This is a genomic window from Ferdinandcohnia sp. QZ13 (assembly GCF_031324165.1).
GTDB lineage: Bacteria > Bacillota > Bacilli > Bacillales > Bacillaceae_L > Ferdinandcohnia.
The window spans coordinates 2,270,201-2,296,601 of sequence record NZ_JAVIVW010000001.1 but is presented as its reverse complement, the minus strand read 5'-3'; the positions used below and the strand labels follow the sequence as shown (position 1 = coordinate 2,296,601).

Sequence of the window (26,401 nt, the reverse complement as noted above, 5' to 3'; positions counted from 1 at the left end):
CACTATTTTTTTTGTGAGATAATGCTTTACTACTTGCCTTCTAGTTTCTGGATAATGAAAGATTCGGATGATGATACTTTTTAAAACCAAAATAGAACAACATTTTATAAGAATAGAGCGATAATATTAAGGGTTTGAAAATGATAAAATTTTTTTAAAACTCTAAAATAGAAGATCTTTTATCCATGTAGAGGAGGTATGGTACGTGAAGCGTTATTAGAGAAGGATGGCATTTGTATTTTCAACAACCCTATTAATGGACACCTTTCTCCCAGTAGGTGGAGGCTTTTCAGCAGAGGAAGTAAGTGGAATTGAACGTGTATATTTTAAGGGTGACGAGAAGCATATGTATGAGGAAAATGCCACAATTGATGTGCGGCCAGGTGTAAATCGTGATTTAGATATTAACGGGGCACTCGTTGGTGGTGGTGAAGCGGATCTTTTGATTCTTTAAAGGATTTAGCGTTAGAAGATGCTTCAGATGTCATTACAGATAACAAAGGCTTAGATGGACCAGGAGCATACAAGCTCCAATACGAATCTCTATTAAAATCCTAAATGAAATTCATTCAAAAGAAGGGTTAAAAATTAAGTCTAAAAGAGGTTGAAGAAATCTTCAACCTCTTTTTTCGAGAGTGAGTGGGTGGGATGGTAAGTATAGTACACAATTAACACAAAATATTCCATAACAAAAACTATAGATACTTTTATAATTAACAAATAGATTTCAATGAACTCTCAAAATGTAAGCGCTTTAAATTGGGGGGGTGAGAAGTCCGAGGATTGTTGCAATAAAAAATGAGATGAGTATTGGAGGGAAGGTTTTCGTGAGAATTCAAAGGTTGAAGCGAAGTTTTTCATTACTATTGGTTTTCTGCTTAATTCAGTCTTTATTTATTCCGGTAATGGGAACGACAACATCAGCAGAAGAAAATCCTGTTAATTTAGCGTTAGGGAAAAAGGTAACGAAGAGCTCAGATTGTAAAAACTGTAATCCAGCTGGTCCAGCTGAACAAGCAGTTGATGGAAACAGTGGTACGATATGGACACCTTTATCAGGCGATGTAGCAGATCATAATGTCTGGATTGAAATTAATTTAGGGGATTTGACTGAAATCAACGAAGTAGTCTTAAAGAATTTAAATATTCCTTACATTCAATCCTACGAAATTTCGTATCAAGGGGAATCGGATTCATACATTGAGATTGCAAGAAAATCTGAAAATCTATCATCCGAAGAGTCTGTTATATTTGAATCTGTTCTAGCAAGCAGAGTAAAAATCAATTTCAATATCGATGGTTCAAAACCTAGAGAATTTATCTTAGGAGAAATTGAAATCTACGATCAGAAACAGGTGGAAGAAGAAAATCCAATTGATAGCAACTTAGACCTAGCTTACAAGAAAACGGCAACGGCAAGCTCTCATTGTGGTAGTTGTGGTACATATCCTTCAAATGCAGTGGATGGAGACCCATCAACAGCTTGGAGAGCATTAAGCGGAGATTATAACGATGATGGTCAACATTGGTTAGTGATTGATCTTGGAAAAAAACTAAGCTTTAACAAGACAATTCAAACCTTTAACCTTGATGCAGTTGACCGATATGAATTGCTGTACTCCGATGACAATAAGACCTGGACTTCCATCTATCAAAATAAACTAGTTGTTAACAAGGAAGAAAGTGCTATATTTGATAGGGTTAAGGCTCGTTATTTGAAGGTGAATGTACACGCTAAAAAAGCTAGTGTACCACTTATTTATGACCTTAAACTCTTCAATACAGATGAAGCACCTGTTCCACCTGCACAAAATCCGCTAAAGAGTGTTTATTTGAATGATGAAACAACGGCTAAATATGAAGTAAACTCGGATTTGATTATGCAAACGGGAGACACCAAGCAGGTTTCTTTATACGGCATCATGTATGATGGAGGGCTGTTACCTGAGGACGCGCAAATTATTTTCACAAGTAGCCGACCAGAAATTGCGCAAGTAGCAGCAGATGGTACGATTACTGCAATTAGTGGAGGAGTAACTGTACTTACTGGTGAAGCAACCGTTGAGTCAATCACACAGAGTACAAATATATTCGTAGTGGTAGATGATCCTGAGGCAAGGGTAGTTGATACCACTCTACTTCATGAAAAGATTCAACAAAAGATAGGTGTGCCTGCAATTATCTCACCGGAAGATGACTTCCCTCAGGTCCAACTTAGCCCCCATCTTGATGGTAAGGTAAGTATGAAGGTTTTTGATCCGGAAGGAAAGCTCCATCAGAATGTTCAAAAGCAGATCACTAAAGGAGAAGAATATAAAATTCTGATCCCTAAAGCTTTAAAAGAAGGAAAGTATGAGGTACAACTCAGATTCGATACAAAAAATATTGAGCCTGTTTACGATACTTTATATTTCCATGTAATTAATTTAGAGAAGTTAACAGAAAACCAGTCAAAGATGGCGTTTCTAAATGAAGAAGGAAAGCTAATTTACACAACTGATATTCGTGGAAATCAAATTATGGACTTTTCAAACAGCGGTTATATGGGTGGTGGCGTTCAGATCCCTGATGTTCAGGCAAGGGTAGTAGTGGATCCCGCTGACGGAGATGATACAGAACGTATCCAAAAGGCGATTGATCTTGTTTCCCAATTACCTATACAAAAAAATGGGTTCCGTGGTGCTGTACTCTTGAAAAAAGGAACCTTTGAAATCGGAGGAACTTTAAAAATTCAAGATAGTGGTGTTGTGCTGCGTGGAGAGGGAGATGGAGAGGATGGTACGATTCTCTTTGCTACTGGAAAAACGAAACGCAATATCGTTGAGGTTGGAGACAAGGAGGCCGCTCCTCAGATCCAAACCGAGACAAAGCAAAATATTGTTGATCTATATGTACCAGTTGGTAGCCGTTCTTTCCATGTAGATGATCATTCAGGCTATAAGGTTGGCGATAAAATTATCATTCGAAGATTTGGTAATAGTAGCTGGATTCACGATATCGATATGGACCAAATTCCTGAACGTGATGGAACAGTGCAATGGGAGCCATTTACATTGGATTTTGACCGCGTGATTACAGAAGTAAAAGGAAACATCATCACGATTGATGCTCCAGTTCCAAATGCAATCGAGCGTAAATATGGAGGAGCAGAAATCTATAAATATGATGATTCCGGTCGATTAGCAAACATCGGGGTTGAAAATATTCGAGTAGAAATAGAGTTTGATTCAACTGTTACAGCAATCCATAATGATGAGGAATATTATGCAGACGAAGAAAAAGCAGAAACATTCCTAACCTTTGAATATACAAAAAATGCCTGGATGAGAAATGTGACTGGGTTATATTTATCAAAGTATTTAGTTAACCTTGGAAGACATACGAAATGGATCACTGTACAGGACTCCAACTCACTGGAAATGGTGAGTCTTATTACAGGTTCAAGAAGATATCCATTTAACTATGTCGGTCAGCTTTCGTTAACACAGCGTGTATACTCAGAAAAAGCAAGACATGCGTTTATTTTTGACAGACAGATGTCGGGACCGAATGTCATTTTAGATAGTGTTTCCGAAAAAACATATGCACGCAGTGAGCCGCACCAACGCTGGGCAACAGGTGGATTATTTGATAATGTAACGGGCAATGCAAATGCAATGGACAGAGCCTATTACGGAACAGGGCATGGCTGGGCAGGAGCGAATTTTGTTTTTTGGAACCATACAGGTAATTTAGCGGTGCAGCAGCCACCAACAGCTCAAAACTATGCAATTGGGCTAATTGGTAAAAGGGAAGAAGGTGATTTTAAAACAACGCCGGATAATCTAAGAGAAGATGGATATTGGGAAGCAGAAGGAAGACATGTTAAACCACGAAGTCTATACCATCAACAGCTTCATGACCGATTAAGCTCAAAGGCAATTGAAAATATAAAAGAAACACCAGTCGGTGGAGGAGAACTGGACACTCCAAAATAAAGACTGCAAAAAATGATACAAGGGGCCGAGAGAACAATTTCCTCGTCCCCTTTTTTAAGTAAAAATTCTACACAAACAAGTAGGAATCCTCCAAACCTACTTGCCATAAAAGAGCGTATGATAGATGGAGTAAAAATAGATGAACCTTGACAATGTTTTGGAGGGGAGTACAATGACGAAACAAATGACATTAACAACAATGGATTTAATTGAAAAAAAGATAAGCGAAACCTTAAAGAAAGTCAAAGATGGACTTCCACATACAGCCAGCAAAGATGGAGTTTACGATGATACAAAACCAAGCTGGTGGACATCGGGTTTTTGGCCGGGCATTTTATGGAACCTTTATGACCAAACAGGTAAAGAAGAATATAAAAAGACAGCCTTATCGGCAAATAAAAAGATTGCCTCTTATTTTAGAGAGTATCAAGAGCAATTTGATCACGATGTGGGTTTTCAATTTCTGTTAACGGCTGTCTACCATTATGAAATTACAGGTAATGAAGACAGTAAACGTATTGGAATCGAAGCAGCGAATTTTTTAGCCGGGCGTTTTAATCCAATTGGAAGATTTATAAAATCATGGGATCGAGCAGCAGGCTGGGTCATTGTCGATTGCTTAATGAATCTTTCCTTACTGTTCTGGGCGAGCCGCGTCACAGGTGACCCACGCTACAAGCAAATTGCGATCCTTCATGCAGATACGTTTCTGAAATATGGTGTACGTGAGGATGGCTCTACATGTCATATTCTTTCATTCGATCCTGAAACAGGTGAGTTTATTGAGGCATTAGGTGGCCAAGGCTTTTCACCTGATTCATCCTGGAGCCGGGGGAACGCTTGGGCTATATATGGGTATGCGAATATGTATCGGTTTACAGGCGATGAAAAATACTTGATGGCTTCAAAGAAAATAGCGCACCAATTTTTGGCTTCACTTCCGGAAGACTTTGTTCCATATTGGGATCATCGTGCTAGTTCGATTGAAACGGAACCAAGAGATAGCTCTGCAGCAGCGATCACCGCTTCAGGTTTAATTGAGCTTGCAAATCAAGTACCACAGAATGAAAAGCGCATTTACCTAAATGCAGCCAGAAAAATAGTGAAATCTCTTTCAAAACATTATTCAACATGGGATCAGCCAGAACACCAGGCAGTGCTCATTGAGGGCACAGGTCATCGCCCAAAGGGTAACTTTGTAAATGCATCACTTATCTATGGTGATTACTATTTCATTGAAGCCATCTCAAAACTTAATGGCTACAATAAATACATTTTTTAAGACTCTTCATAATCTATATGAGTACCAGCGGGTGCTCTTTTTTTGTGTACTATTTTTACTTCTATAGTAAAAATACGGCATAGGGAGATTTGATGTAAGCGCCTATAATAATAGAAAAAGCGTGCGAAAGGGGCTGATAGTAGTGGAACCAAAAGGGTTAATGGGTGGGTTTTATAGAATGAGTGAATGGATCATGCGTCTTGCCTATATCAATCTATTATGGATTGTCTTCACATTACTTGGTGGAATTGTCCTTGGCATTATGCCTGCAACAGTTTCATTGTTTACAATCACAAGAAAATGGGTGATGGGGGATGATGATTGTGAAGTTTTTAAACTGTTCTGGGAAACATACAAGAAAAATTTTATGAAAGCAAGTTTACTGGGATATGTTCTCGTAGTGGCGGGGTTTGTCCTATTTCTCTATTATCAAGGCTTGCAAATTCTACCAGAGCAACTGTCTCAAGTTTTACAAGTATTTTTCTATAGTATCCTATTAATCTTGGGAGTGGTTGTGGCTTTTATTTTTCCAGTTTTTGTCCACTTTAAAGTAAATTTTGGACATTATTATAAAAATGCACTAATCATAGGGCTCTCATTCCCTCATTTTGCAGCATTAATGCTTTTTGTTTTGGTTGTGTTTTTCGTAGTCTATCAATTTTTTCCGGTTCTAGCACTTTTCTTTGGAGTTAGTGTACCAGGCTATTTATTAATGGCCATTTCCTTTATCGTATTTAAGAAAATTGAACTTAAACAAAATAAAAACAATCAAGAATATAACGACAATTCTGGTCAACTTTCAGTATAATATAAATATATTTACACCATAAGGCAAGCCATCAGCTTGCCTTAGCTATTCTCTACAAGCAAGGAGCTAATGGCGATGAAATGGAAATATGGATTGTCATTTTACCAGAGAATTCAACTCTCACTCATTTTCCTTGTCATTCTTCCGATTTTCTTAATTTCAGTTATTTCTTATTTCATCATAAAACAAGAGGTTACAGAGAGTATTACCTTATCAAACCAACAGTTAGTCAATATCATTTCAAGTGATCTGACAAAAACGATCGATGATATTACGTTTTCTACTGTATTAATAGCAAATGATACGAGTATGCAGGAAAGAGTGAATAAACTAAAGGAAGTTAAGGAAATTGATACATTTGATATCCACCAGAACATCGAGGAAATAAGTGATTTTCTTAGCCTTTTAGAATCGAAAATGATTGGAACTCAGTCTAAAATTTTCTTTGTGAATCCGATTAACTTTATCATCAACGGATCTGAATATGGCAAGCAGGATAAAATTCAACATGAATGGGAGATTCTACGTAACAGAGTAGATTTATTTAATACGAGAACCATTCAGTCTCTAGGAACGATTTATAATAGGGAACAGGACGCAAACGATTATTTTTTCGGTAGAGTCTTAAGGGAAAAACGAACAAATGAGTATATTGGCACTTTGATTATTCGCATTCCGAACACATATTTTTCAAGTGTGTTTAACAGTATTGAAATGGGGAAAATAACCCTTCTGAGTCCGAATAATGAGGTTATTGCATCAAATCAGATGGACTCTTTTATTGAAGAGAATATCGTTAGAACGTCAAAAACAATTAGTCGTGCTAATTGGACCCTCGTGTCTGAGATTTCTCAAAAGGAAATTACAGGTACAATTACGAACGTCTTTTTCTTATTCTTTGTTTTAATGATCATCTTGATTTTAGGCTTTTTCTTCCTATCTATCTTTATGTCAAAACAATTAATCAAGCCGTTAAAATCATTCGAAAAAATTGTAAATCGATTTGTGAAAGGGGACCATTCGGTTCGTTTCCGTGTAAAAGGTAAAGATGAAATTTCAATTATTGGAAATGCATTCAATGATATGCTCGATCAAATTAAAGATTTAATTCAAAAAATTGAACAAGAGCAAGAGGAGAAAAGGATCATTGAACTGCAAACATTATTTGCTCAAATACGGCCCCACTTTCTGATGAACACATTGAACTCTATCAAAGTAAATCTTGCATTAGGTGGCGATGAATTTCATGCGAAAAAAATGGATTCTCTTATAAGCTTATTGCGGTCATATATGAGGGTTAATGTTCCGAATTCATTATTGAAGGAGTTTCAATTGATTCATGATTATCTCGAGATTATGAATATGAGGAATGGAACGGATATTGAAGCAAGAGTGAATATTGAAGAAGGGTTAGAGACATTTACGGTTCCGCGTTTACTCATTCAACCACTTGTCGAAAATAGTATTATCCATGGATTTATCGATCGGGAACCAGGTTCTGTGATCGATATCCATGCATTTAAAACAGAAGACAAAATTCAAATCACGATTTCTGATAATGGAAAAGGGATGACAGAGGAAGAGTATGGCAAGGTTAAGGCTTTACTTGAAATGCGAAGTGACGAGGTCTCTTCCTCTGAAAGCGTTGGGCTTGTGAATATAGCCCAACGTCTAAAACTCACATATGGACAGGCTGCATTTTTAGATGCAACCCGTAATCATGATAAAGGTATGACTTTCACCCTACACATTCCCAAGGTGTAGGGGCTGTTTTTGTGTTCTTTTATATTCGCCAGGACTCATACCTGTATATTTTTTAAAAATCTTTGAAAAATAAGTACGGTCTGAATAGCCAAGGCTGTATGTGATAAATTCAATCGTTTCAAATCGCTCCGTAAGCATTGAAGTCGCAATCCTCATTTTAAACCGATGGACATAATCCGTGAAATTTTCCCCAGTTAGCTGTTTGAAATAGCGAGAAAAATAGCTAGGGTTCAAGTGAAGATGATTAGCCATTATCACGGATGTGATATTCTCCGAAAGATTTTCAATAATATATTGGTCAATTTCTTTCAATTTAGGGTTGCCTTGATTTTGCTTAAATCTTGATTTTTGTAGTGACTCCATGTAGTTCTGAATTTTCAATTGAAGGATATGGAGCATTTGTTTCAAAGTCATAGCATTTTCTACATATACTTCAAATTGCTCAAAAGCACGATCATTTTTGCATACAAGGTTTACAATGCTGATACATTTCCTTTTTAATTTAACGGGATCAAGAATCAGAGTCTGTGAGATCTTTTCAAGATATTGTATTGCTTTACTTACATCCTCAATATTTCCGTACTGAACAGCATTCATTAAATCTTTTGCAAATGGGACAAGCAAGGTCTCCTTCGGTAAATTATAGGAAATCCCTTTTGAGGGAACCTCAATGTAAACATGTGTGATTTTTTCATAGAAAGAGATTGGTTTACGATAATACAACTTGTTGACGCTGCTTCCTAATTCCTTAACTTTGCATATCCGGTCATAGAAGAATTGGACATTCAGACTTAAGTGTTGTTTCACTTCATTATGAATGGCAAGTAGTAAGCACTGAAAATCCTTGTAACTATTATGGGTAAGTCGGTTTTTGAAATTATAGATGAGAAAGATATTTTCGTTTTCATCTTGTAGGATTGTATATTCTTCCTTGTCTTGCGTTGCTCTTTCCATAATAGAAAGCAGTTGATTCTGAAGAAAAGATAGATTTGCAAGCAACACCTCATTTTTACATGAAGTATAATCAATTACCAATCGACAAACGATGAAATCATGATGTCTCCAATTTATGCCTAAGCTTCGACTAAAAGAAAGAATATTTTCGTCCAGTTCCGAATCCGCAAGTTTTTTTAAAAAGGATTTCTTTAGAAGTTCCTTATTGTGTTCAATTGTATCCTGATAGTAAAGTGCCTCCTGAAATTCATTCGATTCTTTTAAAATTTCCAGAGACTTAAGAACACTTTCCTCTAGCTGTTCTTTCGTTAGTTCATCTTTTATTAGGTAGTCATCAACATTGATTTGGATGGCTTTTTTCGCATAATAAAAGTCCTCATGGCAGGTTAAAAGGATAACTCGTATATCTGGATTTTTCTCTTTAAAACGAACTGCTAATTCAAGTCCATCAATTTGGGGAAGACCAATATCAGTAATAACTAAATCCGGTTGCAGTTCTTCAAAAAGTGATAACGCTTTCAAACTTGAGAAAGTAGAAGCTACAATCTCGATACCAAGTTCTTCCCAGTTTAAAATAGTTTCAAGATATTTAAGCATTGGGACATCATCATCAATGATCATGGCTGTACACATCGTTCTAACCCCCCCTGTTACGATTTTCTATAATCCTATTATAGTCATCTGTTTTCATAAATTATAGAAAATTTTGAACTGATTTGTGTAAAATTTTTACCTTCATTGAAAAAACAAGTAAAAATCCTCAGCACGAAACGATTTAAAAAAGCCCTATAATGATTTTGAAAAATGAAATAAGTAGTGAAGGAGGCAAACAAAAGTGCTAGTCAATTATAAAGAAACAAAAGTTACAAGTTTAGCTCCTCCCAAAAAAGTATTTTGGAATGAAAAGCGAAAAGAAAGTCTTGCCGGACTCCTTTTTGTTCTACCAGAGTTTTTAGGAATTTGTTTAATGGGAGTATTTCCTTTGTTTTTCACCTTGTTTTTAGCATTTACAGAGTGGAACTTTATCGGTGGAATTGAAGCAATTAATTTTGTTGGTTTGGAGAACTTTAAGAAGTTAATGAGTGATGAAAGTTTTCATCTAGCTTTAAAGAATAACCTCTTATATACCTTGTTTACTGTTCCAGTTGGAATGGTTTTGGCGTTGATTTTAGCAGTTGTGATTCATTCGAAGGTGTATGCGAAGGATTTCTTTAAAGTAGCATTCTTTATTCCTTATATCTCAACTCAAGTAGCGGTAGCAGCGATCTGGGCAGCATTATTCCATCCGTCATTAGGACCAATTAACCAATTTCTACTGAATATAGGAATTACGGATCCTCCGAAATGGTTAGGAAGTACAGATAGTGTTATGGCAGCAATTATCATTATTGGAATTTGGCATACAGTAGGATATATTGTCATTATTTATATCTCTGGATTAAGTACAATCAGTGAAGACGTCTATGAAGCAGCGGAAATAGATGGAGCGAATTTCTTTCAAAAATTTATTCGAATTACGGTACCATTGTTGAGTCCAACTACGTTTTTCTTAGCGATTACATTAATGATTTCATCCTTTAAAGTGTTTGATTTAATTGCCTTTTTAACTCAGGGTGGACCAAACCATTCATCAAATGTACTCGTTTATTATATTTACGAAGAAGGTTTCCAAAACTTCAGAATGGGCTATGCATCCGCAATCTCATGGGTTTTATTTGTAATCGTCGCAGTATTAACAATCGTGATGTGGAAAATCCAAAATCGAAAGGCAGACTGAAGGAGGTAGATTTTTATGTACAAGTTGAAGGAGTCAATGAAAAAAAATCCCTCCGGTGTAGTTGTTACACTGATTTTAGGGGTACTATCCATAATATTCTTAGTTCCACTTATCTGGATGCTTTCAACCTCCGCAAAATTTGAAAGCGATGTCATGGTGTTCCCAATTGAATGGATTCCAACAAGATGGAATTTTATTGAAAACTTTAAAGCGGTATGGATGAGTGATGTTCCTTTTGGATTGTTTTATTTCAACTCTATTAAAATAGCATCCATCACTACTTTAGTTACACTTATTGTATCTTCGATGGCCGCATATTCGTTTTCAAAGCTAAAGTTTCCTGGTCGATCCATACTATTTGGTTTACTTATTTCATTTTTAATGATCCCTGAGCAGGCAACATTAGTACCACGCTATATTATGATCAAATGGTTTGGCTTATTTAATACGCACGAAGGCATCATTTTAATGGGAATGTTTTCAATCTATTTTACCTTCCTCATGCGTCAATATATGATGGGGATTAGTGATGAATATATCGAGGCTGCAAAAATTGACGGAGCGGGCTATTTCCGAATCTATTGGCAGGTTATCCTTCCATTATGTCGTCCAATATTAGCTACCGTTGGTATAATCAAATTTATTTGGGTATGGAATGACTACCAAAACCCACTAATTTTCTTATATAATGAGAAATTATATCCAATCACATTGGGGATGCAATATTTCCGAACAGAGTATAGTGAAAATTATGCCGTAATGATGATGGCGGCAGTTTCAGCAATTCTGCCACTACTAATCGTATTCGTTATATTACAAAGACATGTTATAGCTGGAATTTCGTTAGGTGGGGTTAAAGGGTAACAACTCCTATTTATTTAGGAGTTGCATCCTATAAAATGAGTAAAAAAAATACACAATTATAAAAAAATTGTACACATCGTTTTGAAAGTAAAACGGGTACTATTGGTCTGTGAAAGAGAAATTAGAACACTTAAAATGAAAGGGGTTACATTACTATGAAAAAACGTTTTCGCTTATTGTTTTTTACAATGTTAGCATTAATTCTCGTATTATCTGCATGTTCTGGTTCTGAAGAAAGCTCAAATGGTTCAAGTTCTAAAGACAGTGAATCAGATGCTAAGGAAGATGAGGTTGTTGAAATCAAGTACTTCAACTGGGATTCTGATCAATCCAAAATTGAACAAATCATTGCAAACTTTGAAAAAGATAACCCAAATATCAAAGTTAAATCGGAAGTGTTAATTCCTGGTGGTAGTGCTGTTGATAATATGATGCGAATGGACGTATTAATGTCTGCCGGTGAGCAAGTGGACGTTGTTTCCATTCCGAACGTCGACCAAGCAGTCCTAAGAGCTGCAAACGGTATGTTCGAGCCACTTGATGAGTATTTTGAAAAAGATGGGATTAAAATTAAGGAAGATTATAAGATTTCAGCTTCATATGATGGAAAAGTATATTCATTACCACATTTAACAAACTATTGGTATGTATTACTTAACAAAGATCATTTAGATGCAGCTGGACTGCCTGTTCCTGATTTTGGATGGACTTGGGATGATTTCAAAGAATACGCTATTAAGCTAGCAAAAGGTGAAGGCAAGGATAAGACATATGGTGCATACTTCCACACTTGGGGTGAATATGCGAACCCAATGCTGTTTTCAGAAAAATCTCATCCATATATGATTGATGAAGCAACACCGATTTTTGATGATAAGTCATTTGACTATTGGTTCCAATTACGTCGAGATTTAGAAGAAGCGGGTGCTGTTAAGTCATTCTCAGATGTAATCGGTGCTGAACTAAATTACCGTACAGAATTCTTTAATGAAGAAGCAAGTATGCTTATGACTGCAAGCTGGACGGTTGCTGATGTTGGAAACGTTGAGAAATATCCACATGAATTTAAAACTGCATTTGCTCCAGTTCCAAGAATGAGTGAAAATTCACCACTTGGCTCTACAAATATTGCAGGTGAATTTTCAGCAATTGCAAAGAATTCTAAGAACAAGGAAGCATCATATAAGTTCTTACGATACCTAACAGCTGAAGGCTCTCAAATCAGAGGTTTATCATCATGGAATGAAGCTGATGGTGAACAAACAATTAAAGATCTTGTAGCTGGTCAAGAAGATTACTATGATCTAGACTCCTTAAACAACACGTTATTTAGTGAAGAGGTTAAAGGCGCTTATGATTCAGACATCGCTATATCTTACGGAAATGAGCTTAAGAAGGACGTGTTAGAAGCTGGATTTACTAAATTCATGCTTGATGGTATTTCAGTTGACGATGCGAAAAAATGGATGGTAGAAGAAGCGAATAAAATTATTGAAAACAATAAATAAGAGTATTTTTATAGAATGAAATTGTAACTGACACGGTAATCTGCGCGTCAGTTACTTTCTTTTACAGGGATGTTTGATGGGCTAGAAATTCAAGGAGGACGAAAAAATGTTATATCCACAAACAAATCAATACCGTAGTGAGATTTCACTTGATGGGTTTTGGAAATTTGCAATGGACAAGACGAATGATGGGGAAACGAAGGGATGGCATCAAGCAATTCCGGCTGAATACGACATTGCCGTACCAGCAAGTTGGAACGAACAGCACCAGGATTTAACTCGTTTCTTTGAAACGGGATGGTATGAGAAGGAAATGTTCATTCCGAAGATTTATAAAGAAAATCGAATCTTCCTACGAGTGGGTGCGGCAAACTATTTTTCTCGAGTTTGGTTTAATGGAGTGCTAATGGGTGAACATGAGGGGGGACACCTTCCTTTTAGCTTTGATGTCACAGACCATATCGATTGGAATGGAAAGAATATGGTTACGATTTCTGTGGACGTAAGGATTAGACCTGATAGTTTACCTGCTGGTGAGGTCGAGAACGAGCAAATTATTCAAAAGAACGGACATAAGGGACAGTTTCCTAGAAATTATTATGATTTCTTTCCTTATGGAGGCATCAATCGGCCTGTAAGTTTAGTCATCGTTTCAGAAACATTCATTCAGGATGTTTCGGTTCGTACGAACACCGTGGGTGGAACAGATGGGGAGATTAATTTTTCAATAAAGCTTAATCAGCCTTTTGCAGGTAAGGTGACGGTGAAGTTTGAGGAGGTGGAACAAAATTTATATATGTATGATGACGAAACAATTGCAGGGAAGATTACCATTAAAGACGCCAAACTTTGGTCTATGGAAAATCCTCATTTGTATCAAATGCAAATCTCTTTAACAGAAGAAGACGATGAGATTGACCGATATATTCTCAAGGTAGGAATACGTACGATCGTGATAAAGGGTAATCAACTTTTATTAAATGGGGAGCCTATTTTTATGCGCGGGGTTGGGCTACATGAGGATTTTGCTGTTTTAGGAAAAGGAATGCACCCAGCGGTCATCGTAAAAGATATGAATCTCTTAAATTGGCTAGGAGGGAACTCCATTCGTACCTCGCACTATCCATATAGTGACGAGTTTCTAAACTATTGCGATGAAAATGGGATCCTTGTAATTGGTGAAACACCATTTGTAGGTTTTGTGGAAAGTCATTATAATCCTGAAATCGAATCAAAAGCAAAACGAGTAATCACCGAAATGATTAATCGTGATAAAAATCATCCCAGTATTATTGCGTGGAGCCTTGCGAATGAAGGAAATACATTTGTTCCTTCCGCTGATGACTTTTATAAATCATTATACAACCATGCTAAGGAGTTGGATGACAGCCGTCCGATTACAATTGTAAACTGCTTAGATGTCGAAGAGGATGTTGCGCTTAAGCACTATGATTTTGTTTGTCTCAACCGCTATTACGGATGGTATACACAACCTGGACTTTTAGATGAGGCGTGTGATCTATTAAGTGAAAAACTGGATCGTTGCTATGAGTTATTTGGAAAACCCGTAATGGTTACGGAATTTGGTGCAGATGCAATAGCAGGAATGCATATGGATCCCCCGGAACTGTTCTCTGAAGAATACCAAGCAGAAATGATAACAAGACAATATAAAATCATTGAATCCAAACCATATACAATTGGAGCACATATTTGGGTATTATCGGACTTCAAAACCAGTCAAAATCCAAAACGCGTTATCCTCAACCGCAAAGGCCTCTTCACTAGGGACAGACAGCCTAAGCTTGCTGCGCATGAAATTAGGAAGATTTGGGTGCAATAGGGGCAGGGTACATAGCTTATAAGTTCCTTTGGAGTTTGAGGAAAAGATTTTCATCATAAGTATCAAAATGTTTTAAGGATTTAAGAATAAGGTTTTCATTAGTGTTCTGAAGACCAAAATGCTACGGAGGTTTGAAAAAGAGGTCTTCATCGAGTTTATGAAGACCCAATCGGGTTTGGGATTTAGAGAAGGTGGTTTTCATTGGGGTTATGAAAACCAAATCGAGTTGGGTATATAGAGAAAGAATCCTTCATTGGGCTTATGAAGACTGAATCGAGTTTTGGATTTAGAGAAAGAGGATTTCATAGTAAGTAAAACCCAACGCACCTAAGAATTTATACTATTTATTCATAGTTACGCACTACTGAGTTATCACAATTTAGTTTTCTATACCCATAAATTTTAATGTTTTGCAATTTTTAGGACCAGCCTGATTTGGACTGGCCTTTATTTAATGGACGGGGAGTAATGACCCCGTTAATTTTTCAATTCCTTAATTCAAAAGAAAACTAACCAATAAATATAAGAAACGATAAGTAGACCAACATATGACCACGATAGTATGCGTTGCCATGTTTTTGAATGGAAGGTTGTAAACAGAAAAGTGATGGGTACTAGTGTCCAAGGTAATAAGACTAATAGACTTAATAAAAGCAACCCGAAAGAAGTGCCGAGTGATTTAACTCCAAACGACATTTGAGCAAGATAGGCAGATGCTCCTAATCCAATAGGTGAGAGTAGAAGCAAGAAATAGCTTTTGAGCTTGAAGGTTGAGAAAAATGTGCTGAGAGATTCTGTTTCAAATATGCTGAATTTAAAATGTGAGAGTGGTTCGCGCAGTTTTTCAGGAACTAATTGCATTTATCGTCACTCCTATTTGAGTTTGGTAACTTGAAGCTATTATATATATTATACGTTAAAAATAGTAAAAAGTTTTACAATTGTTCCATAAAATTCTATTTTATTATTTTATGACTAACATATATGTACATTATTAATCAAATAAAGGCCAACCAGTGTCTAGGCTAGCCTTAATTGATATTATTTTAAGTCTATTTCAACTTCTAAATCTGAGAATACTTCGTAACTAGCGTCATACATTAAAAACTGAGAGGAAGCCGGATCCTTTACTTTTGGATATGTTACTTCAAGAAGACTATCTTTTTGTTTATAAGAAATTGCTTGATATTCTAAATTGTTATTGCGATCAATAATAATAGGGAAAATTGGTAATAAGGTGTCCATTTCATAATAAACGATAGTCTCATTAGGCTCCTCCTTAATCTCAAACACTTTAATCTTAGAATCAGTTTCTAAAATTACACCTTGATTATATGGGGCGGAAATCTCATTCCAAATATATCCGTTGTCACCTACTTTTTCTCCATTATAAGTTGCAATGTAAGGAACTAATTTATATAGATAAGAGTTGCTTTTTCTTGGAATCTCAACCTTTTCATTTATCATTAGTTCAGGAGCTTTTAAATCATATGAATCGTTTCCCCCCCTCCGACTATAATGGTCTAGATACACTGTTCCGTCTGCTCCAAGTGCAGTAATTGAAATTTCATAGTGACTTAAATCTGAGTATTTCTTTTCTAATTTAAGCTTTGTTCCCGTGTTTAATACTAATATAGAAGGAGTAAGCCTAGCTTGACCTACTGAAAAATAATTTCCTTTATGATCTTCTTTTGATGCTAGTGAAGATTTTTTAATAAATTCTTCTTTCTTTTCAATATCAAAGGTAAAAGACCAATCTCCTTCTATATTATTTATTGATTTTATACGAATTTCTATCTCAGGATGTTCTGGGAATTCTTCCGAAGTTTCAAATTGAAAAACATCACCTGTTTCAACTAATTGGTTTGTTTTCATTCCATTAAAACCATGGTTTCCCATGCTTTTTCCATTAACATAGAGGTCTAAAGAAATGGAAGTTTCTTCAATAACTTCCATTGAACCAGTTCGATCTAAACGATAAGAAATGGCCATTCGCTGGCTGTCAAGATACCCTTCCTCAAGAATTACTTTTAGTCCTTGATCCTCCGACTCTAGCGCAAGGTTCTTTGTCATTCCTTCCATTGCCATTCTTTTAAGCCCGGCATCACTAACATGATAAAAAATACTCTCAGTATAAGAGATACCTTCATTACCACTAAAGTGGACTTCTTTTTCCGAAGGACCGAGATAAAAGGAAGAAAACAATATGCCTCCAATTGCTAAAATAAATAGGGAAGCAACACTAGCCATCAGATTAGGCCTCTGGAATATATGGAGTTTACGCTTCTTTTTTCCAGACAATAGAGCAGTTTGGACAGTTTCATTAAGCTTTTCAGTAGGTACGGAAACATGATCTACCATGCTTTTAATATCTCGATGAAGCTTTTCCATAGGAATCTCCTCCATTTTCAAGTTTTTCTTTAATAAATTGAAGTGTCCGATGTAATTGAGATTTAATTGTACCTTCGGGTTTACCAAGAATTTCAGAGATTTCGTTAATAGAATATCCATAATAAAACCGTAGAAGAATTAATGTTTTTTGCTGTGGCCTTAGCTTTTCAAAAATGAGTTCGATATCCATTGTAATAATTGAATTATTTTCTTCGTTAAACCCGGAGTCGAACAAGTCAGTTTCGAGGGTAATAACCTTTTTAGATTTTCTGATATGATCTATCGCAGTATTTATTAAAATCCGAGTAATCCATGTAGAAAAGTATTCAATCTCTTTCAATCTATCAAAGGATTTGAAGCCCTTTATGATTGCATCTTGTACAATGTCTAATGCGTCCTGCTCATTTTTAACATATGAGTAGGCAACTTTATAAAGTTTTTCCTGCTCCTTATTGATGAGGGCTTCAAAGGAATATTTACTTGAATTTGAACTCTGATAAAATGATTTAAAAATAGACATGTGGACAGGCTTCCCCCCTTCATTAGGTTTATATTACTATGAATTTATCTGTTTAGACATTATTGCTAGTCCGGAACTAAACAACTATCTACTTATTAGACCTTGTAACAATGCCATTCGTTCCATTAACTTTTTTGGAGCGTTTCTCACCCGAACAGTCCTGATTATTAAGCCTGATAGCATAATTACAGTCGTTAAGAATCTCATTCGAATAATCCTAAAATTTGCATCGAAAACAACATTATTAAATAATGATGGTAGGTAATATACAGTTACAAGTAAGAAATACATAAAATAGGGGGTACAGACATTGGAAATAGGAATTAGTACTTTTGTTGAGACAACACCGGATCCGCAAACTGGTGAGGTCATCAGTCATGCACAAAGAATTCGTGAAGTTGTAGAGGAAATTGTGCTAGCTGACCAAGTAGGTTTGGATATATTCGGAGTGGGTGAACATCATCGGGAGGATTACGCGGCTTCAGCTCCAGCCATGGTGCTTGCAGCGGCTGCGTCACAAACGAAGAAAATTCGTTTAACAAGTGCAGTTACTGTACTTTCCTCTGCCGATCCGGTTCGCGTGTTCCAGGATTTCTCAACACTTGATGCCATTTCAAATGGCCGGGCTGAAATCATGGCAGGAAGAGGATCCTTCATCGAATCCTTCCCACTATTTGGGTATGACTTAAAGGATTATGATGAGCTTTTTGAAGAAAAATTAGATCTATTGTTACAGATTCAAAAGTCAGAGAAAGTAACCTGGCAAGGGAAACATCGCCCATCCATCAATAACCGTGGAATCTACCCACGTCCAGTTCAAGATCCGTTACCAATCTGGATTGGAAGTGGTGGAAACCAGGAGTCAGTCGTTCGTGCAGGATTATTAGGGTTGCCACTAGTGTTAGCAATCATTGGTGGTAGGCCGGTTCAATTTGCACCACTTGTTGAATTATATAAGAGAGCCATCGCTCATGCGGGTCATGACTTTTCAAAATTAGCCGTTGCCTCACATTCTCATGGGTTTGTTGGAGAAACGATGGAAGAAGCAGCAGAAAAATTCTTCCCATCAACCGCACAAGCGATGAGTAAATTAGGTCAAGAGCGTGGTTGGGGACCATATACACGTGAAAGCTTTGAGTTTGCCCGAAGTTTTGAGGGTGCGTTATATGTAGGTGACCCTGAGTATGTTGCCAATAAAATTATCCACTTGCGTAAAAATGTTGGGGTTACTCGCTTTATGCTACATTGCCCTGTTGGAACAATGCCACATGAAGATGTGATGCGCTCCATCGAACTATTAGGAAAAGAAGTGGCACCACGCGTTAGAGAAGAAGTAGCAAAGTGGGAAGCCGAGAATGAAGCGAAATAAGGAAATAGAGGAGAATGTAATGAGTAATTTAACTCATAAGCAGTTAGCAACAGAATGCTTCAACAAAGTGTGGGACTTACTTGAAAAACCTAATCGTACCGAATACGAAACAGAAGAAATGATTCACCTATGTCATGCATCGTTTTGGCACTGGACACAGGTACAAGATCATACCGAACAAAATCTATCGATAGGATATTGGCAGCTTTCGCGGGTTTATGGAGTAGCTGCAAACGGAGAACAGGCCCTCTACTATGCCGAACGTTGTGTTGAAATTAGTAAAATTGCGGAGTTAGCCCCATTTTATATTGGGTATGGGTATGAAGCTTTGGCAAGGTCTTATATCCTACTAAATCAAAAAGGTAGTGCCGAAGAAGCCATAATTCAAGTAAAGCGCTACATAGAACTTGTGAAAATTGAGCAAAGTAAAAATCTATTAGTAGTGGATTTGGCAGATCTAATGAAAAAATATCATGATCTGTACGTATAATTTATGTAAAATACTGGGATATTACTACCTGAGGTGAATAATATGAAAAAAATAGTAATATCCCTGCTTACTCTTGTCATCTTTTTCCCATACCCTGTCGGTGCCGCATCGAATGTGGAATGTCCCAATGTGAGCCAGTTAGAAAATACCACGATGATTTATAAAGATGAGCTCTTAAAGGCATTAGAAACCATTATCCCTCGTACGTTTGGAGATGGTGATTACTTAAATCATTATGCTGACTGGGAAGTCGTTACAGCACAGCCATTAGATGAAAAGGTAGCAAAGGAATATCAAATGTCCTCCAAGTATTGTGGACAAGAAATTGCGGATAAGTCATGGTTAGTGACCTTACATTTTCCTAGATGGGAAGGAAAAAGTGACGTTGCATCAGATGGTCAAATCTTTGTATCAAAAAGCAAAGATAAAGGTTGGTTTGTCTGGTACCGAAATCAATAGACAAGATTGAACAAAAGAAAGCGTAAATCCGAGCTGAGGATTTACGCTTTCTTTTGGATTTGAAGAACAAAGGGCTCTTAAATTTTTCGTTCCATGACTGTAGAAACTTCTTTAAAACCAAGATCTTCATATATCCCTTTCGCGTAGTTTCCTGAAAATACATTTAGTTGAACCTTATTCAATCCTTCACTCTTTAAGTAGTTAAACGCTTCATTACAAAGTGCTTTAGCTATTCCTTTATTCCGATACTTGGGCAGGACGTATATTTCAGGTATGATTCCAACCATTTCATCCGTATTAACATCAACGGAACTACCGACTCCAATCCAGCCTAGAACTCTATTATTTTCAAGACAAATCAAGTAATATCCACCATTGGATAGAAATGGTGTAATTAATTCTAATGCTTTTCTTCGCCTTTGTTTGACATGGCCCATCGTAGCCTCTTTTAATACCTCCAAAGAATGATTGAGTATTCTTTGTGTTTCGTCGTATGTTGCTCTTCTAATCTGCACTGTTACCCCTCCTTGTAAAAAATACAATTATTTATGTTAGTATTCTTAAAATATGCAAAATATACCTGTACGACTAAAACCCATACCCCAAAATAGTAAATAACGTCCTTCACCGTTTTACAAATTTCCGCGCTTGTCTTAGGACACCTGACCTCTGCGAAACTTAAAATCTCACATAAGATGATAACTATCTAACAGGTTTGGGGGTGAAGTTTGGTGTCTGTCGGATATTATCATTCTATGTGTCATAGATACAAAGGAAGGGCTGTTGAAATAAGAATGCGTGATGGAAGGGTCCATCGTGGAATTATCCATCGTGTAACTGGTGACCGGGTATATCTCCGCCCACTTGGTCCACGAAGAAATTTTGGTGGCTATGGCTACGGCTATTATGGCTGGGGATGGGGTGGCTTCGCAGCTGGTCTTGCTATCGGAGCGATCGCAGGTATTGCCCTAGTTGGGGCGTTCTGGTTGTAGGTTAATAAGATGAATAACTAGCCAAAAGCAACTGAACATTCGTTGGAGGGCACTTCCCGTTCATAATAAGACAGGATTGTCCTTCAATGATAAACGTATCGATTAAGAATTCCATATAAATGTAATAGAAAGTAGGGAGATGAAAAAATGGTGTATGGAAGACCAAGACGCCCTGTTCCTTTCAGGCCAAACAATATAGGTAGACCACGAAGACCATTCACTAATTCGCAGCCATCAAATATTTCTAGTCTAATGTCCCATTTTCAAACATCCGATGGAAAGCTTGATTTTAGTAAGATCTCTACTACAGCGGGACATATGAAAAAGATATATGGTCAGGTGAGTCCCTTACTATCCATGTTTTTGAAAAAATAAAGAATAGGTGAATATAGATGAACTACACATATCTCGATAGTTTAGCCACATATGGAGTGGGGGGAGCTCACCCTGGAGGCTTACAGCTTACCGAACAGCTATTAGCAAGGGAAAAAGTGAATCGAAAATCAGCAATCCTTGATGTCGGCTGCGGGACCGGTCAAACAGCAGCATACATCTTTAGGCAATATAAGTGTCATGTAACAGCCTTGGATAACAATAAAATGATGGTGGAAAAGGCGACACAAAGATTTCGCTCCTTGAACTTACCAATTAATGTCGTTAAAGGGCAGACTGAAAATTTGCCTTTTAAAAATGAGACGTTTGATTTTATTCTCTCGGAGTCAGTAACAGCATTTACAAATATACTTGAAAGCCTTTCAGAGTATAAAAGGGTACTAAAGCCAAACGGTGTTCTATTAGCGATTGAAATGACAGCTGAACCACTTCCTTTTACAAAAAAAGAAAAACAGTTTATCTGTGATTTCTATGGTGTCTCCGATTTATTAACAGAGACAGAATGGCGTCAACATTTTCGGAAATCAGGCTTTCGCCATGTGAAAATTGAAAAATACAAGCATCATTTTGTACCGCAGGACGTTATGTATGCAAATGATTTTATGCTTTCAAATCAAATACATGAAAAGCATCATGAAATACTTGAGCAGCATCAACAAATTGTAAGTAAATACAAGGATAAATTAAACTTTAGAGTATATAGGTGTACGGCCTGATTCCTTCATGAGAAAACGCTTGGAAAACCAAGCGTTATTTGTTTGAGGCGATTTATATTTACTACAATGAGAGGATATTCTTTCGTTCATAAATGGAATAAATGCATGAAATGTTGTTACTTTTTCCCTTCCAGTGCTTCTGCGGTTTGTTTCACCAGTTGATGCCCAAATACAGCAACCCCAGCTACAATTATTCCATTGAAGACAGCTTCTGCAGTAAATCCAAAGAAGAAGGCACCTCCCACTAATGAAACGCCTAATAAGATCCAAGTGATCGCCCAATTTGGAATAGTAGGCGTTTGTTTTAAGAAAAATCCAATGACCCATAACACAGGAACCAACATATAAAAATTTTCATTTAAAAATTGTAGCAAGTCCATAGTTGTCACCTCCTTCAATGCATCGTATGAATGTGAAGAACAAAGTGCTTGTTCGTATATCCTACTTGTAAAAATATTTTGTGAGTGAATACTCACTTTTCTATTGACTTACATAAAATCCAGGGAGATAATGTGAGTAATCACTCACTTTTTTGTTGTGCAAAAGTTCCCTAGTGGGGGATGAAGGTAAAAGGGAGGTAGTTTAATGACCAATACGGTGGAAATTGAAAAGGTTAGTAAAAGCTTTGGTAAAAAAGTTGTGTTAAACGAAATCGATCTTACCATCGAGGAAGGAACGATCTATGGATTTATTGGCCCTTCCGGAGCGGGTAAAACGACATTGGTGAAAATGATTGTTGGGATGGATTCGCCTAACGATGGATTCATTCAAGTGTTAGGAAAGAAAATGCCAAATTTAGAGTTGCTCCAGGATATTGGCTATATGGCTCAATCCGATGCACTATATACAGAGCTAACGGGGAGGGAAAATCTCGCATTTTTTGCTTCACTTTATAAATTAAATCGACTCGAAACAAAAGAACGAATTGCGTATACAGCAAAACTCGTTAATCTAACGGAGGACCTAAATAAAAAAGTATCAGCCTATTCCGGTGGGATGAAACGCAGGTTATCACTAGCCATCGCCTTAATACAAAACCCGAAAGTACTCATTTTAGATGAACCAACTGTCGGAATTGACCCAGAGCTAAGGCTTACGATTTGGAATGAACTATTCCGCTTAAAAAAGGAGGAAGGCAAAACAATCATCGTTACGACTCATGTCATGGAAGAAGCAGAACGATGTGATTATATTGCGATGGTCCGTGATGGTCGAATTTTAACGAGGGGTACGCCGACAGAATTGAAAGAAACATATCAGGCAAGTAATTTTGATGAGGTATTTTTACAGGCGGGGAGGGGGAGACAATGAGAACCATCGCCCTCATAAAAAGAATCTTTCAGCAGCTTCTTCGTGATAAGCGGACTTTAGCACTGTTATTTGTTGCGCCGCTTTTAGTCTTATCCCTTATGTACGTTATGTTTAATGGTGATTCGGTAGAACCTACTTTAGGTGTTGTAGATGTTGATGAAAAAGTAGTCACAGCTTTAAAAGAGGTAGATATTCAAATTGAGGAATTCAACCAATCTAGTAATCCTAAACAAACCATACTCGATTACAAGCTTGATGGGTTACTTGCAATGGAAGACAACCAGGTCATTCTAACAGTAACAAACAGTGACCCGACGTCCGCAAAAGCCTTGCAAATGAAAGTAAATCAAGTATTTGCCGCACAAGCTCAGGAAAAATTGGCAAAACAGATACCTGCTATTGAGAACTTACCAAAAGTCGATTTAGAGATAAACTATGTGTACGGAAATAGTGATACGTTATTTTTTGATGTGCTTAGTCCAATCTTGATTGGCTATTTTGTCTTCTTCTTTGTATTTCTCATTTCAGGCATTGGATTGTTAAAGGAGAGAACATCGGGAACCCTAGAGAGATTGATGGCGACACCTATCCGAAGGGGAGAGATTGTGACCGCCTATTTAGTTGGATTTGGAATATTTGCTATCATTCAAACCGTGATTGTTGTGTTCTTTACCATTCATGTGTTAGATGTTGTACTGGTAGGCTCAATCTGGAATGTTATCCTTATTAATTTATTGCTTGCTTTAGTGGCTTTATCGTTAGGCATTTTATTATCGGCATTTGCTGCCTCTGAATTTCAAATGATTCAATTTATACCGATTGTCATTATCCCACAAATATTCTTCTCTGGTATTTTCCCTCTTGAGGGAATGGCAGATTGGCTTCAGGCCATTGCAAAAGTCATGCCCATTTATTATGCAGCAGATGCATTAAAGGGAGTCATGTATCAAGGCTTAGGATTCGCCGATGTCAGTCTGGACCTTTTGGCATTAGTCATATTCGCAACTGTTTTTATTATATTAAATGTATTTGCGTTGAAAAAATACCGCGCATTGTAACGAAGGAAGTGAAAGGAATTTGTCTAAAGAAAATCTTTTAGATGCCATAATTGAACAAACAAAGTTATCCAAGAAACCAACTGAAAAACAACAAAAAATCGCCGAAACAGCCATTAAAATGTTTGCTGACAAAGGATATGCAAATACATCTACAAGCGAAATTGCAAAAGCGGCAGGGGTAGCTGAAGGAACTATTTTCCGTCATTATGGTACGAAGGATAATTTATTGCTTTCGGTGATCATTCCCTTTTTAAAAGAAGCTTTACCGGGAATGGCTGAAAAAGTTTTTAAAGAGGTACTAACTGAGGATACTGCCCATTTTGAAGATTTTTTAAGAAGGATCATCAAAAACAGGATGGAATTCATCAGTGAAAATCAAGAAAACTTTCGAATTATCGTCAAGGAATTATTATACAGTGAAGAGTTGAGGAAGGAATTCCTTCCGTATTTTTCTGCTAATGTTATGAAACGTGCTGCACATGCAATCGAACTTTTCAAAAGTCGTGGTGAAATAATGGACCTTCCTACAGATGCCCTTTTAAAAATAGTAATGACGACATTTGGTGGATTTCTCGTTACGAATTTTGTTCTTTCACCCTCTCAAGACACGTTGGATATCGAACAAGAAACAGAAAACCTTGTCCGTTTTGTCATGGACGGAATCAAAAACTAAGTAAAGCGATGCCCATCAAATCCGCGGGGCATCGCTTCTTTTTACATGGACATAGAAGTTGTTGGATTTTTTCGACTGGAAGTCTCTTTCTTTCCATGCATGAAAAAATAAAGGACTATACTCATCAAAGCAACAATGCTTAGAATGGAATAAAGCTTGCTGTAGCCGGTTAACGGAACGAGAAAGCCTAATAGATAAGGACCAAAACCAAGACCTGCATCTAAAAAGATGTAGAAAGTCGAAGTTGCAAGTCCCATGCGATGGGCGGGAGTTAACTTGATCGCGACAGCCTGAGTGCACGATTGCATATTCCCAAATCCAAGCCCAATAAGCGCACCAGATATAAGAAGTGTGACGCTATTATGAGCGATACTTAAAAGAAACATTCCGATTGCAAGGATAATAAAGGCCGGATACATGACATAGTTTGCTCCTTTTATATCCATTAAGCGTCCAGTAAAAGGACGTGAAATGAGAATCGCAATTGAATAGACAAGGAAGAAAAAGCTTGCCGCGGTTACTAAATCAATTTCTATCGCATAAAAGTTGATAAACGACAAAACACTTGCATAACAAATAGAAATCGCAAATGTAACAAATGCAATTGGGAGTGCCTTCGGTTCCACGTAATTAGCAACCCGGAAGCCTTTTTGCTCTTGATTTTGATTTGTTTGGTGTTCGATTGGTGGTACATACAAAATGAAAGAAGTGAGTAGCCCTATGACGCCGATTGCAAGACATAATCCGAAGATAACCGGGTAACTCGTATGCTGAGTCATAACCAAACCAATAAATGGGCCGATTGCTGTTGCTAATGTTGCACTCATACTGAAGTAACCAATTCCTTCACCTCTTCGTTTAGGTGGAATAATCTGTGCAACGATTGTACCTGTTGCTGTGCTGGCGATACCGAGTGTAATTCCATGAATGAAGCGATTGATAAGAAGAAAAGTGATTCCGGCATGAACGAAGTATAAGAAGGTCGTGATGATAAATAAAACTAAACCAATAAATAATGTCTTTTTTCGACCAATCAGATCGATATATCGTCCGATAAATAGGCGGCCGATTAGCGTTCCGACGATAAAGATTCCGGTGACTAGTCCCGCCTGACTCGTAGAAGCACCATATTCATCGACTGCATACACCGCAATGATGACAACTAATAAGTAAAAAATAAATGTTAAGAAAAAATTGATGGAGGAAACGATAATAAAATCCTTCGTCCACAGTTTTTGATTATCCAAGTTGT

25 protein-coding genes are annotated in these 26,401 nt (G+C 37.1%); 18 read left to right on the top strand and 7 right to left on the bottom strand.

Annotated elements, in window-relative coordinates; genetic code table 11:
• Positions 1–226 precede the first annotated feature (226 nt).
• From RGU12_RS11185 to RGU12_RS11165, 5 genes are all read left to right on the top strand, one after another.
• A complete protein-coding gene (locus RGU12_RS11185; protein ID WP_309536164.1) occupies positions 227–454 on the top strand; it encodes a hypothetical protein in 228 nt (75 codons plus the stop codon).
• Positions 455–827: 373 nt separating this feature from the next.
• On the top strand, positions 828–3,977 hold the full coding sequence (locus RGU12_RS11180) for a discoidin domain-containing protein (protein ID WP_309536163.1): 3,150 nt from the start codon (positions 828–830) through the stop codon (positions 3,975–3,977).
• 172 nt (positions 3,978–4,149) lie between these two features.
• Complete coding sequence (locus RGU12_RS11175; RefSeq protein ID WP_309536162.1) at positions 4,150–5,259, top strand: glycoside hydrolase family 88 protein; 1,110 nt, start codon at positions 4,150–4,152, stop codon at positions 5,257–5,259.
• 178 nt (positions 5,260–5,437) lie between these two features.
• Positions 5,438–6,067 carry a YesL family protein gene (locus RGU12_RS11170; protein WP_309536161.1) on the top strand — a complete coding sequence of 210 codons (630 nt, stop codon included), beginning with the start codon at positions 5,438–5,440 and terminating at the stop codon, positions 6,065–6,067.
• A gap of 75 nt (positions 6,068–6,142) precedes the next feature.
• Positions 6,143–7,831, top strand: coding sequence for a sensor histidine kinase (locus RGU12_RS11165; protein ID WP_309536160.1), 1,689 nt, complete (start codon positions 6,143–6,145; stop codon positions 7,829–7,831).
• Here the strand turns inward: RGU12_RS11165 and RGU12_RS11160 are convergent.
• Entirely contained in the window at positions 7,811–9,418 is a 1,608-nt protein-coding gene (locus RGU12_RS11160) for a response regulator (RefSeq protein WP_309536159.1), read from the bottom strand. The two genes, RGU12_RS11165 and RGU12_RS11160, sit on opposite strands and share 21 nt — an antisense overlap.
• A gap of 202 nt (positions 9,419–9,620) precedes the next feature.
• Here RGU12_RS11160 and RGU12_RS11155 point away from each other — a divergent pair, with 202 nt between their 5' ends.
• The 4 genes from RGU12_RS11155 to uidA all read left to right on the top strand — a co-directional run bounded on the left by RGU12_RS11155 (position 9,621) and on the right by uidA (position 14,777).
• Positions 9,621–10,562: a carbohydrate ABC transporter permease gene (locus tag RGU12_RS11155; protein WP_309536158.1), complete on the top strand. Its 942-nt coding sequence runs from the start codon at positions 9,621–9,623 to the stop codon at positions 10,560–10,562.
• A gap of 15 nt (positions 10,563–10,577) precedes the next feature.
• Positions 10,578–11,426, top strand: a complete 849-nt coding sequence (locus tag RGU12_RS11150) for a carbohydrate ABC transporter permease (RefSeq protein WP_309536157.1) — start codon at positions 10,578–10,580, stop codon at positions 11,424–11,426.
• Positions 11,427–11,581: 155 nt separating this feature from the next.
• Entirely contained in the window at positions 11,582–12,934 is a 1,353-nt protein-coding gene (locus tag RGU12_RS11145) for an ABC transporter substrate-binding protein (RefSeq protein ID WP_309536156.1), read from the top strand.
• 106 nt (positions 12,935–13,040) lie between these two features.
• The gene (gene uidA, locus RGU12_RS11140) at positions 13,041–14,777 is read left to right on the top strand and encodes a beta-glucuronidase (protein ID WP_309536155.1); all 1,737 of its coding nucleotides are present in this window, start codon (positions 13,041–13,043) and stop codon (positions 14,775–14,777) included.
• Between the two features lie 498 nt (positions 14,778–15,275).
• Here uidA and RGU12_RS11135 read toward each other — a convergent pair whose 3' ends face one another.
• The 3 genes from RGU12_RS11135 to RGU12_RS11125 all read right to left on the bottom strand — a co-directional run bounded on the left by RGU12_RS11135 (position 15,276) and on the right by RGU12_RS11125 (position 17,688).
• Positions 15,276–15,638, bottom strand: coding sequence for a hypothetical protein (locus tag RGU12_RS11135; protein ID WP_309536154.1), 363 nt, complete (start codon positions 15,636–15,638; stop codon positions 15,276–15,278).
• Positions 15,639–15,818: 180 nt separating this feature from the next.
• Positions 15,819–17,168, bottom strand: coding sequence for a DUF4179 domain-containing protein (locus tag RGU12_RS11130; RefSeq protein ID WP_309536153.1), 1,350 nt, complete (start codon positions 17,166–17,168; stop codon positions 15,819–15,821).
• Positions 17,143–17,688: a sigma-70 family RNA polymerase sigma factor gene (locus RGU12_RS11125; RefSeq protein ID WP_309536152.1), complete on the bottom strand. Its 546-nt coding sequence runs from the start codon at positions 17,686–17,688 to the stop codon at positions 17,143–17,145. Before RGU12_RS11125 ends, RGU12_RS11130 begins: the two co-directional genes overlap by 26 nt.
• A 310-nt stretch (positions 17,689–17,998) precedes the next feature.
• Here RGU12_RS11125 and RGU12_RS11120 point away from each other — a divergent pair, with 310 nt between their 5' ends.
• The 3 genes from RGU12_RS11120 to RGU12_RS11110 are packed head-to-tail and all read left to right on the top strand — an operon-like array spanning position 17,999 to position 20,006.
• Positions 17,999–19,057, top strand: a complete 1,059-nt coding sequence (locus tag RGU12_RS11120) for an LLM class flavin-dependent oxidoreductase (protein ID WP_309536151.1) — start codon at positions 17,999–18,001, stop codon at positions 19,055–19,057.
• Positions 19,044–19,547 carry a hypothetical protein gene (locus RGU12_RS11115; protein ID WP_309536150.1) on the top strand — a complete coding sequence of 168 codons (504 nt, stop codon included), beginning with the start codon at positions 19,044–19,046 and terminating at the stop codon, positions 19,545–19,547. Before RGU12_RS11120 ends, RGU12_RS11115 begins: the two co-directional genes overlap by 14 nt.
• A gap of 42 nt (positions 19,548–19,589) precedes the next feature.
• Positions 19,590–20,006, top strand: coding sequence for a hypothetical protein (locus tag RGU12_RS11110; protein WP_309536149.1), 417 nt, complete (start codon positions 19,590–19,592; stop codon positions 20,004–20,006).
• Positions 20,007–20,083: 77 nt separating this feature from the next.
• Here RGU12_RS11110 and RGU12_RS11105 read toward each other — a convergent pair whose 3' ends face one another.
• Positions 20,084–20,521: a GNAT family N-acetyltransferase gene (locus tag RGU12_RS11105; RefSeq protein ID WP_309536148.1), complete on the bottom strand. Its 438-nt coding sequence runs from the start codon at positions 20,519–20,521 to the stop codon at positions 20,084–20,086.
• A 216-nt stretch (positions 20,522–20,737) separates the two neighbouring features.
• Between RGU12_RS11105 and RGU12_RS11100 the strand changes: the two genes are divergently transcribed.
• The 3 genes from RGU12_RS11100 to RGU12_RS11095 all read left to right on the top strand — a co-directional run bounded on the left by RGU12_RS11100 (position 20,738) and on the right by RGU12_RS11095 (position 22,107).
• Positions 20,738–20,998, top strand: a complete 261-nt coding sequence (locus RGU12_RS11100) for a hypothetical protein (protein WP_309536147.1) — start codon at positions 20,738–20,740, stop codon at positions 20,996–20,998.
• 147 nt (positions 20,999–21,145) lie between these two features.
• The gene (locus RGU12_RS23765) at positions 21,146–21,373 is read left to right on the top strand and encodes a YppG family protein (RefSeq protein WP_396232328.1); all 228 of its coding nucleotides are present in this window, start codon (positions 21,146–21,148) and stop codon (positions 21,371–21,373) included.
• A 17-nt stretch (positions 21,374–21,390) separates the two neighbouring features.
• The gene (locus RGU12_RS11095; RefSeq protein WP_309536146.1) at positions 21,391–22,107 is read left to right on the top strand and encodes a class I SAM-dependent methyltransferase; all 717 of its coding nucleotides are present in this window, start codon (positions 21,391–21,393) and stop codon (positions 22,105–22,107) included.
• 116 nt (positions 22,108–22,223) lie between these two features.
• Here RGU12_RS11095 and RGU12_RS11090 read toward each other — a convergent pair whose 3' ends face one another.
• Positions 22,224–22,487, bottom strand: coding sequence for a phage holin family protein (locus RGU12_RS11090; RefSeq protein ID WP_309536145.1), 264 nt, complete (start codon positions 22,485–22,487; stop codon positions 22,224–22,226).
• A 205-nt stretch (positions 22,488–22,692) separates the two neighbouring features.
• Between RGU12_RS11090 and RGU12_RS11085 the strand changes: the two genes are divergently transcribed.
• From RGU12_RS11085 to RGU12_RS11075, 3 genes are read left to right on the top strand one after another with little or no spacing between them, the layout of a single operon-like run.
• The gene (locus RGU12_RS11085; protein WP_309536144.1) at positions 22,693–23,418 is read left to right on the top strand and encodes an ABC transporter ATP-binding protein; all 726 of its coding nucleotides are present in this window, start codon (positions 22,693–22,695) and stop codon (positions 23,416–23,418) included.
• Entirely contained in the window at positions 23,415–24,476 is a 1,062-nt protein-coding gene (locus RGU12_RS11080; protein WP_309536143.1) for an ABC transporter permease, read from the top strand. Before RGU12_RS11085 ends, RGU12_RS11080 begins: the two co-directional genes overlap by 4 nt.
• Positions 24,477–24,495: 19 nt before the next feature.
• Positions 24,496–25,149 (top strand): TetR/AcrR family transcriptional regulator, encoded by a 654-nt coding sequence (locus RGU12_RS11075; RefSeq protein WP_309536142.1) that lies wholly within the window; start codon positions 24,496–24,498, stop codon positions 25,147–25,149.
• A gap of 41 nt (positions 25,150–25,190) precedes the next feature.
• On the opposite strand, the gene RGU12_RS11070 is transcribed toward RGU12_RS11075, so the two are convergent.
• Entirely contained in the window at positions 25,191–26,396 is a 1,206-nt protein-coding gene (locus RGU12_RS11070; RefSeq protein ID WP_309536141.1) for an MFS transporter, read from the bottom strand.
• Between the last annotated feature and the right edge of the window lie 5 nt (positions 26,397–26,401).

What these genes read in the sequence shown, in the direction of transcription:
- RGU12_RS11185 (WP_309536164.1), top strand. Translation starts at nt 227, where the DNA reads ATGGCATTTGTATTTTCAACAACCCTATTAATGGACACCTTTCTCCCA.
- RGU12_RS11175 (WP_309536162.1), top strand. Translation starts at nt 4,150, where the DNA reads ATGACGAAACAAATGACATTAACAACAATGGATTTAATTGAAAAAAAG.
- RGU12_RS11170 (WP_309536161.1), top strand. Translation starts at nt 5,438, where the DNA reads ATGAGTGAATGGATCATGCGTCTTGCCTATATCAATCTATTATGGATT.
- RGU12_RS11165 (WP_309536160.1), top strand. Translation starts at nt 6,143, where the DNA reads ATGAAATGGAAATATGGATTGTCATTTTACCAGAGAATTCAACTCTCA.
- RGU12_RS11160 (WP_309536159.1), bottom strand. Translation starts at nt 9,418, where the DNA reads ATGTGTACAGCCATGATCATTGATGATGATGTCCCAATGCTTAAATAT.
- RGU12_RS11150 (WP_309536157.1), top strand. Translation starts at nt 10,578, where the DNA reads ATGTACAAGTTGAAGGAGTCAATGAAAAAAAATCCCTCCGGTGTAGTT.
- RGU12_RS11145 (WP_309536156.1), top strand. Translation starts at nt 11,582, where the DNA reads ATGAAAAAACGTTTTCGCTTATTGTTTTTTACAATGTTAGCATTAATT.
- uidA (WP_309536155.1), top strand. Translation starts at nt 13,041, where the DNA reads ATGTTATATCCACAAACAAATCAATACCGTAGTGAGATTTCACTTGAT.
- RGU12_RS11135 (WP_309536154.1), bottom strand. Translation starts at nt 15,638, where the DNA reads ATGCAATTAGTTCCTGAAAAACTGCGCGAACCACTCTCACATTTTAAA.
- RGU12_RS11130 (WP_309536153.1), bottom strand. Translation starts at nt 17,168, where the DNA reads ATGGAAAAGCTTCATCGAGATATTAAAAGCATGGTAGATCATGTTTCC.
- RGU12_RS11125 (WP_309536152.1), bottom strand. Translation starts at nt 17,688, where the DNA reads ATGTCTATTTTTAAATCATTTTATCAGAGTTCAAATTCAAGTAAATAT.
- RGU12_RS11115 (WP_309536150.1), top strand. Translation starts at nt 19,044, where the DNA reads ATGAAGCGAAATAAGGAAATAGAGGAGAATGTAATGAGTAATTTAACT.
- RGU12_RS11110 (WP_309536149.1), top strand. Translation starts at nt 19,590, where the DNA reads ATGAAAAAAATAGTAATATCCCTGCTTACTCTTGTCATCTTTTTCCCA.
- RGU12_RS23765 (WP_396232328.1), top strand. Translation starts at nt 21,146, where the DNA reads ATGGTGTATGGAAGACCAAGACGCCCTGTTCCTTTCAGGCCAAACAAT.
- RGU12_RS11095 (WP_309536146.1), top strand. Translation starts at nt 21,391, where the DNA reads ATGAACTACACATATCTCGATAGTTTAGCCACATATGGAGTGGGGGGA.
- RGU12_RS11090 (WP_309536145.1), bottom strand. Translation starts at nt 22,487, where the DNA reads ATGGACTTGCTACAATTTTTAAATGAAAATTTTTATATGTTGGTTCCT.
- RGU12_RS11085 (WP_309536144.1), top strand. Translation starts at nt 22,693, where the DNA reads ATGACCAATACGGTGGAAATTGAAAAGGTTAGTAAAAGCTTTGGTAAA.
- RGU12_RS11080 (WP_309536143.1), top strand. Translation starts at nt 23,415, where the DNA reads ATGAGAACCATCGCCCTCATAAAAAGAATCTTTCAGCAGCTTCTTCGT.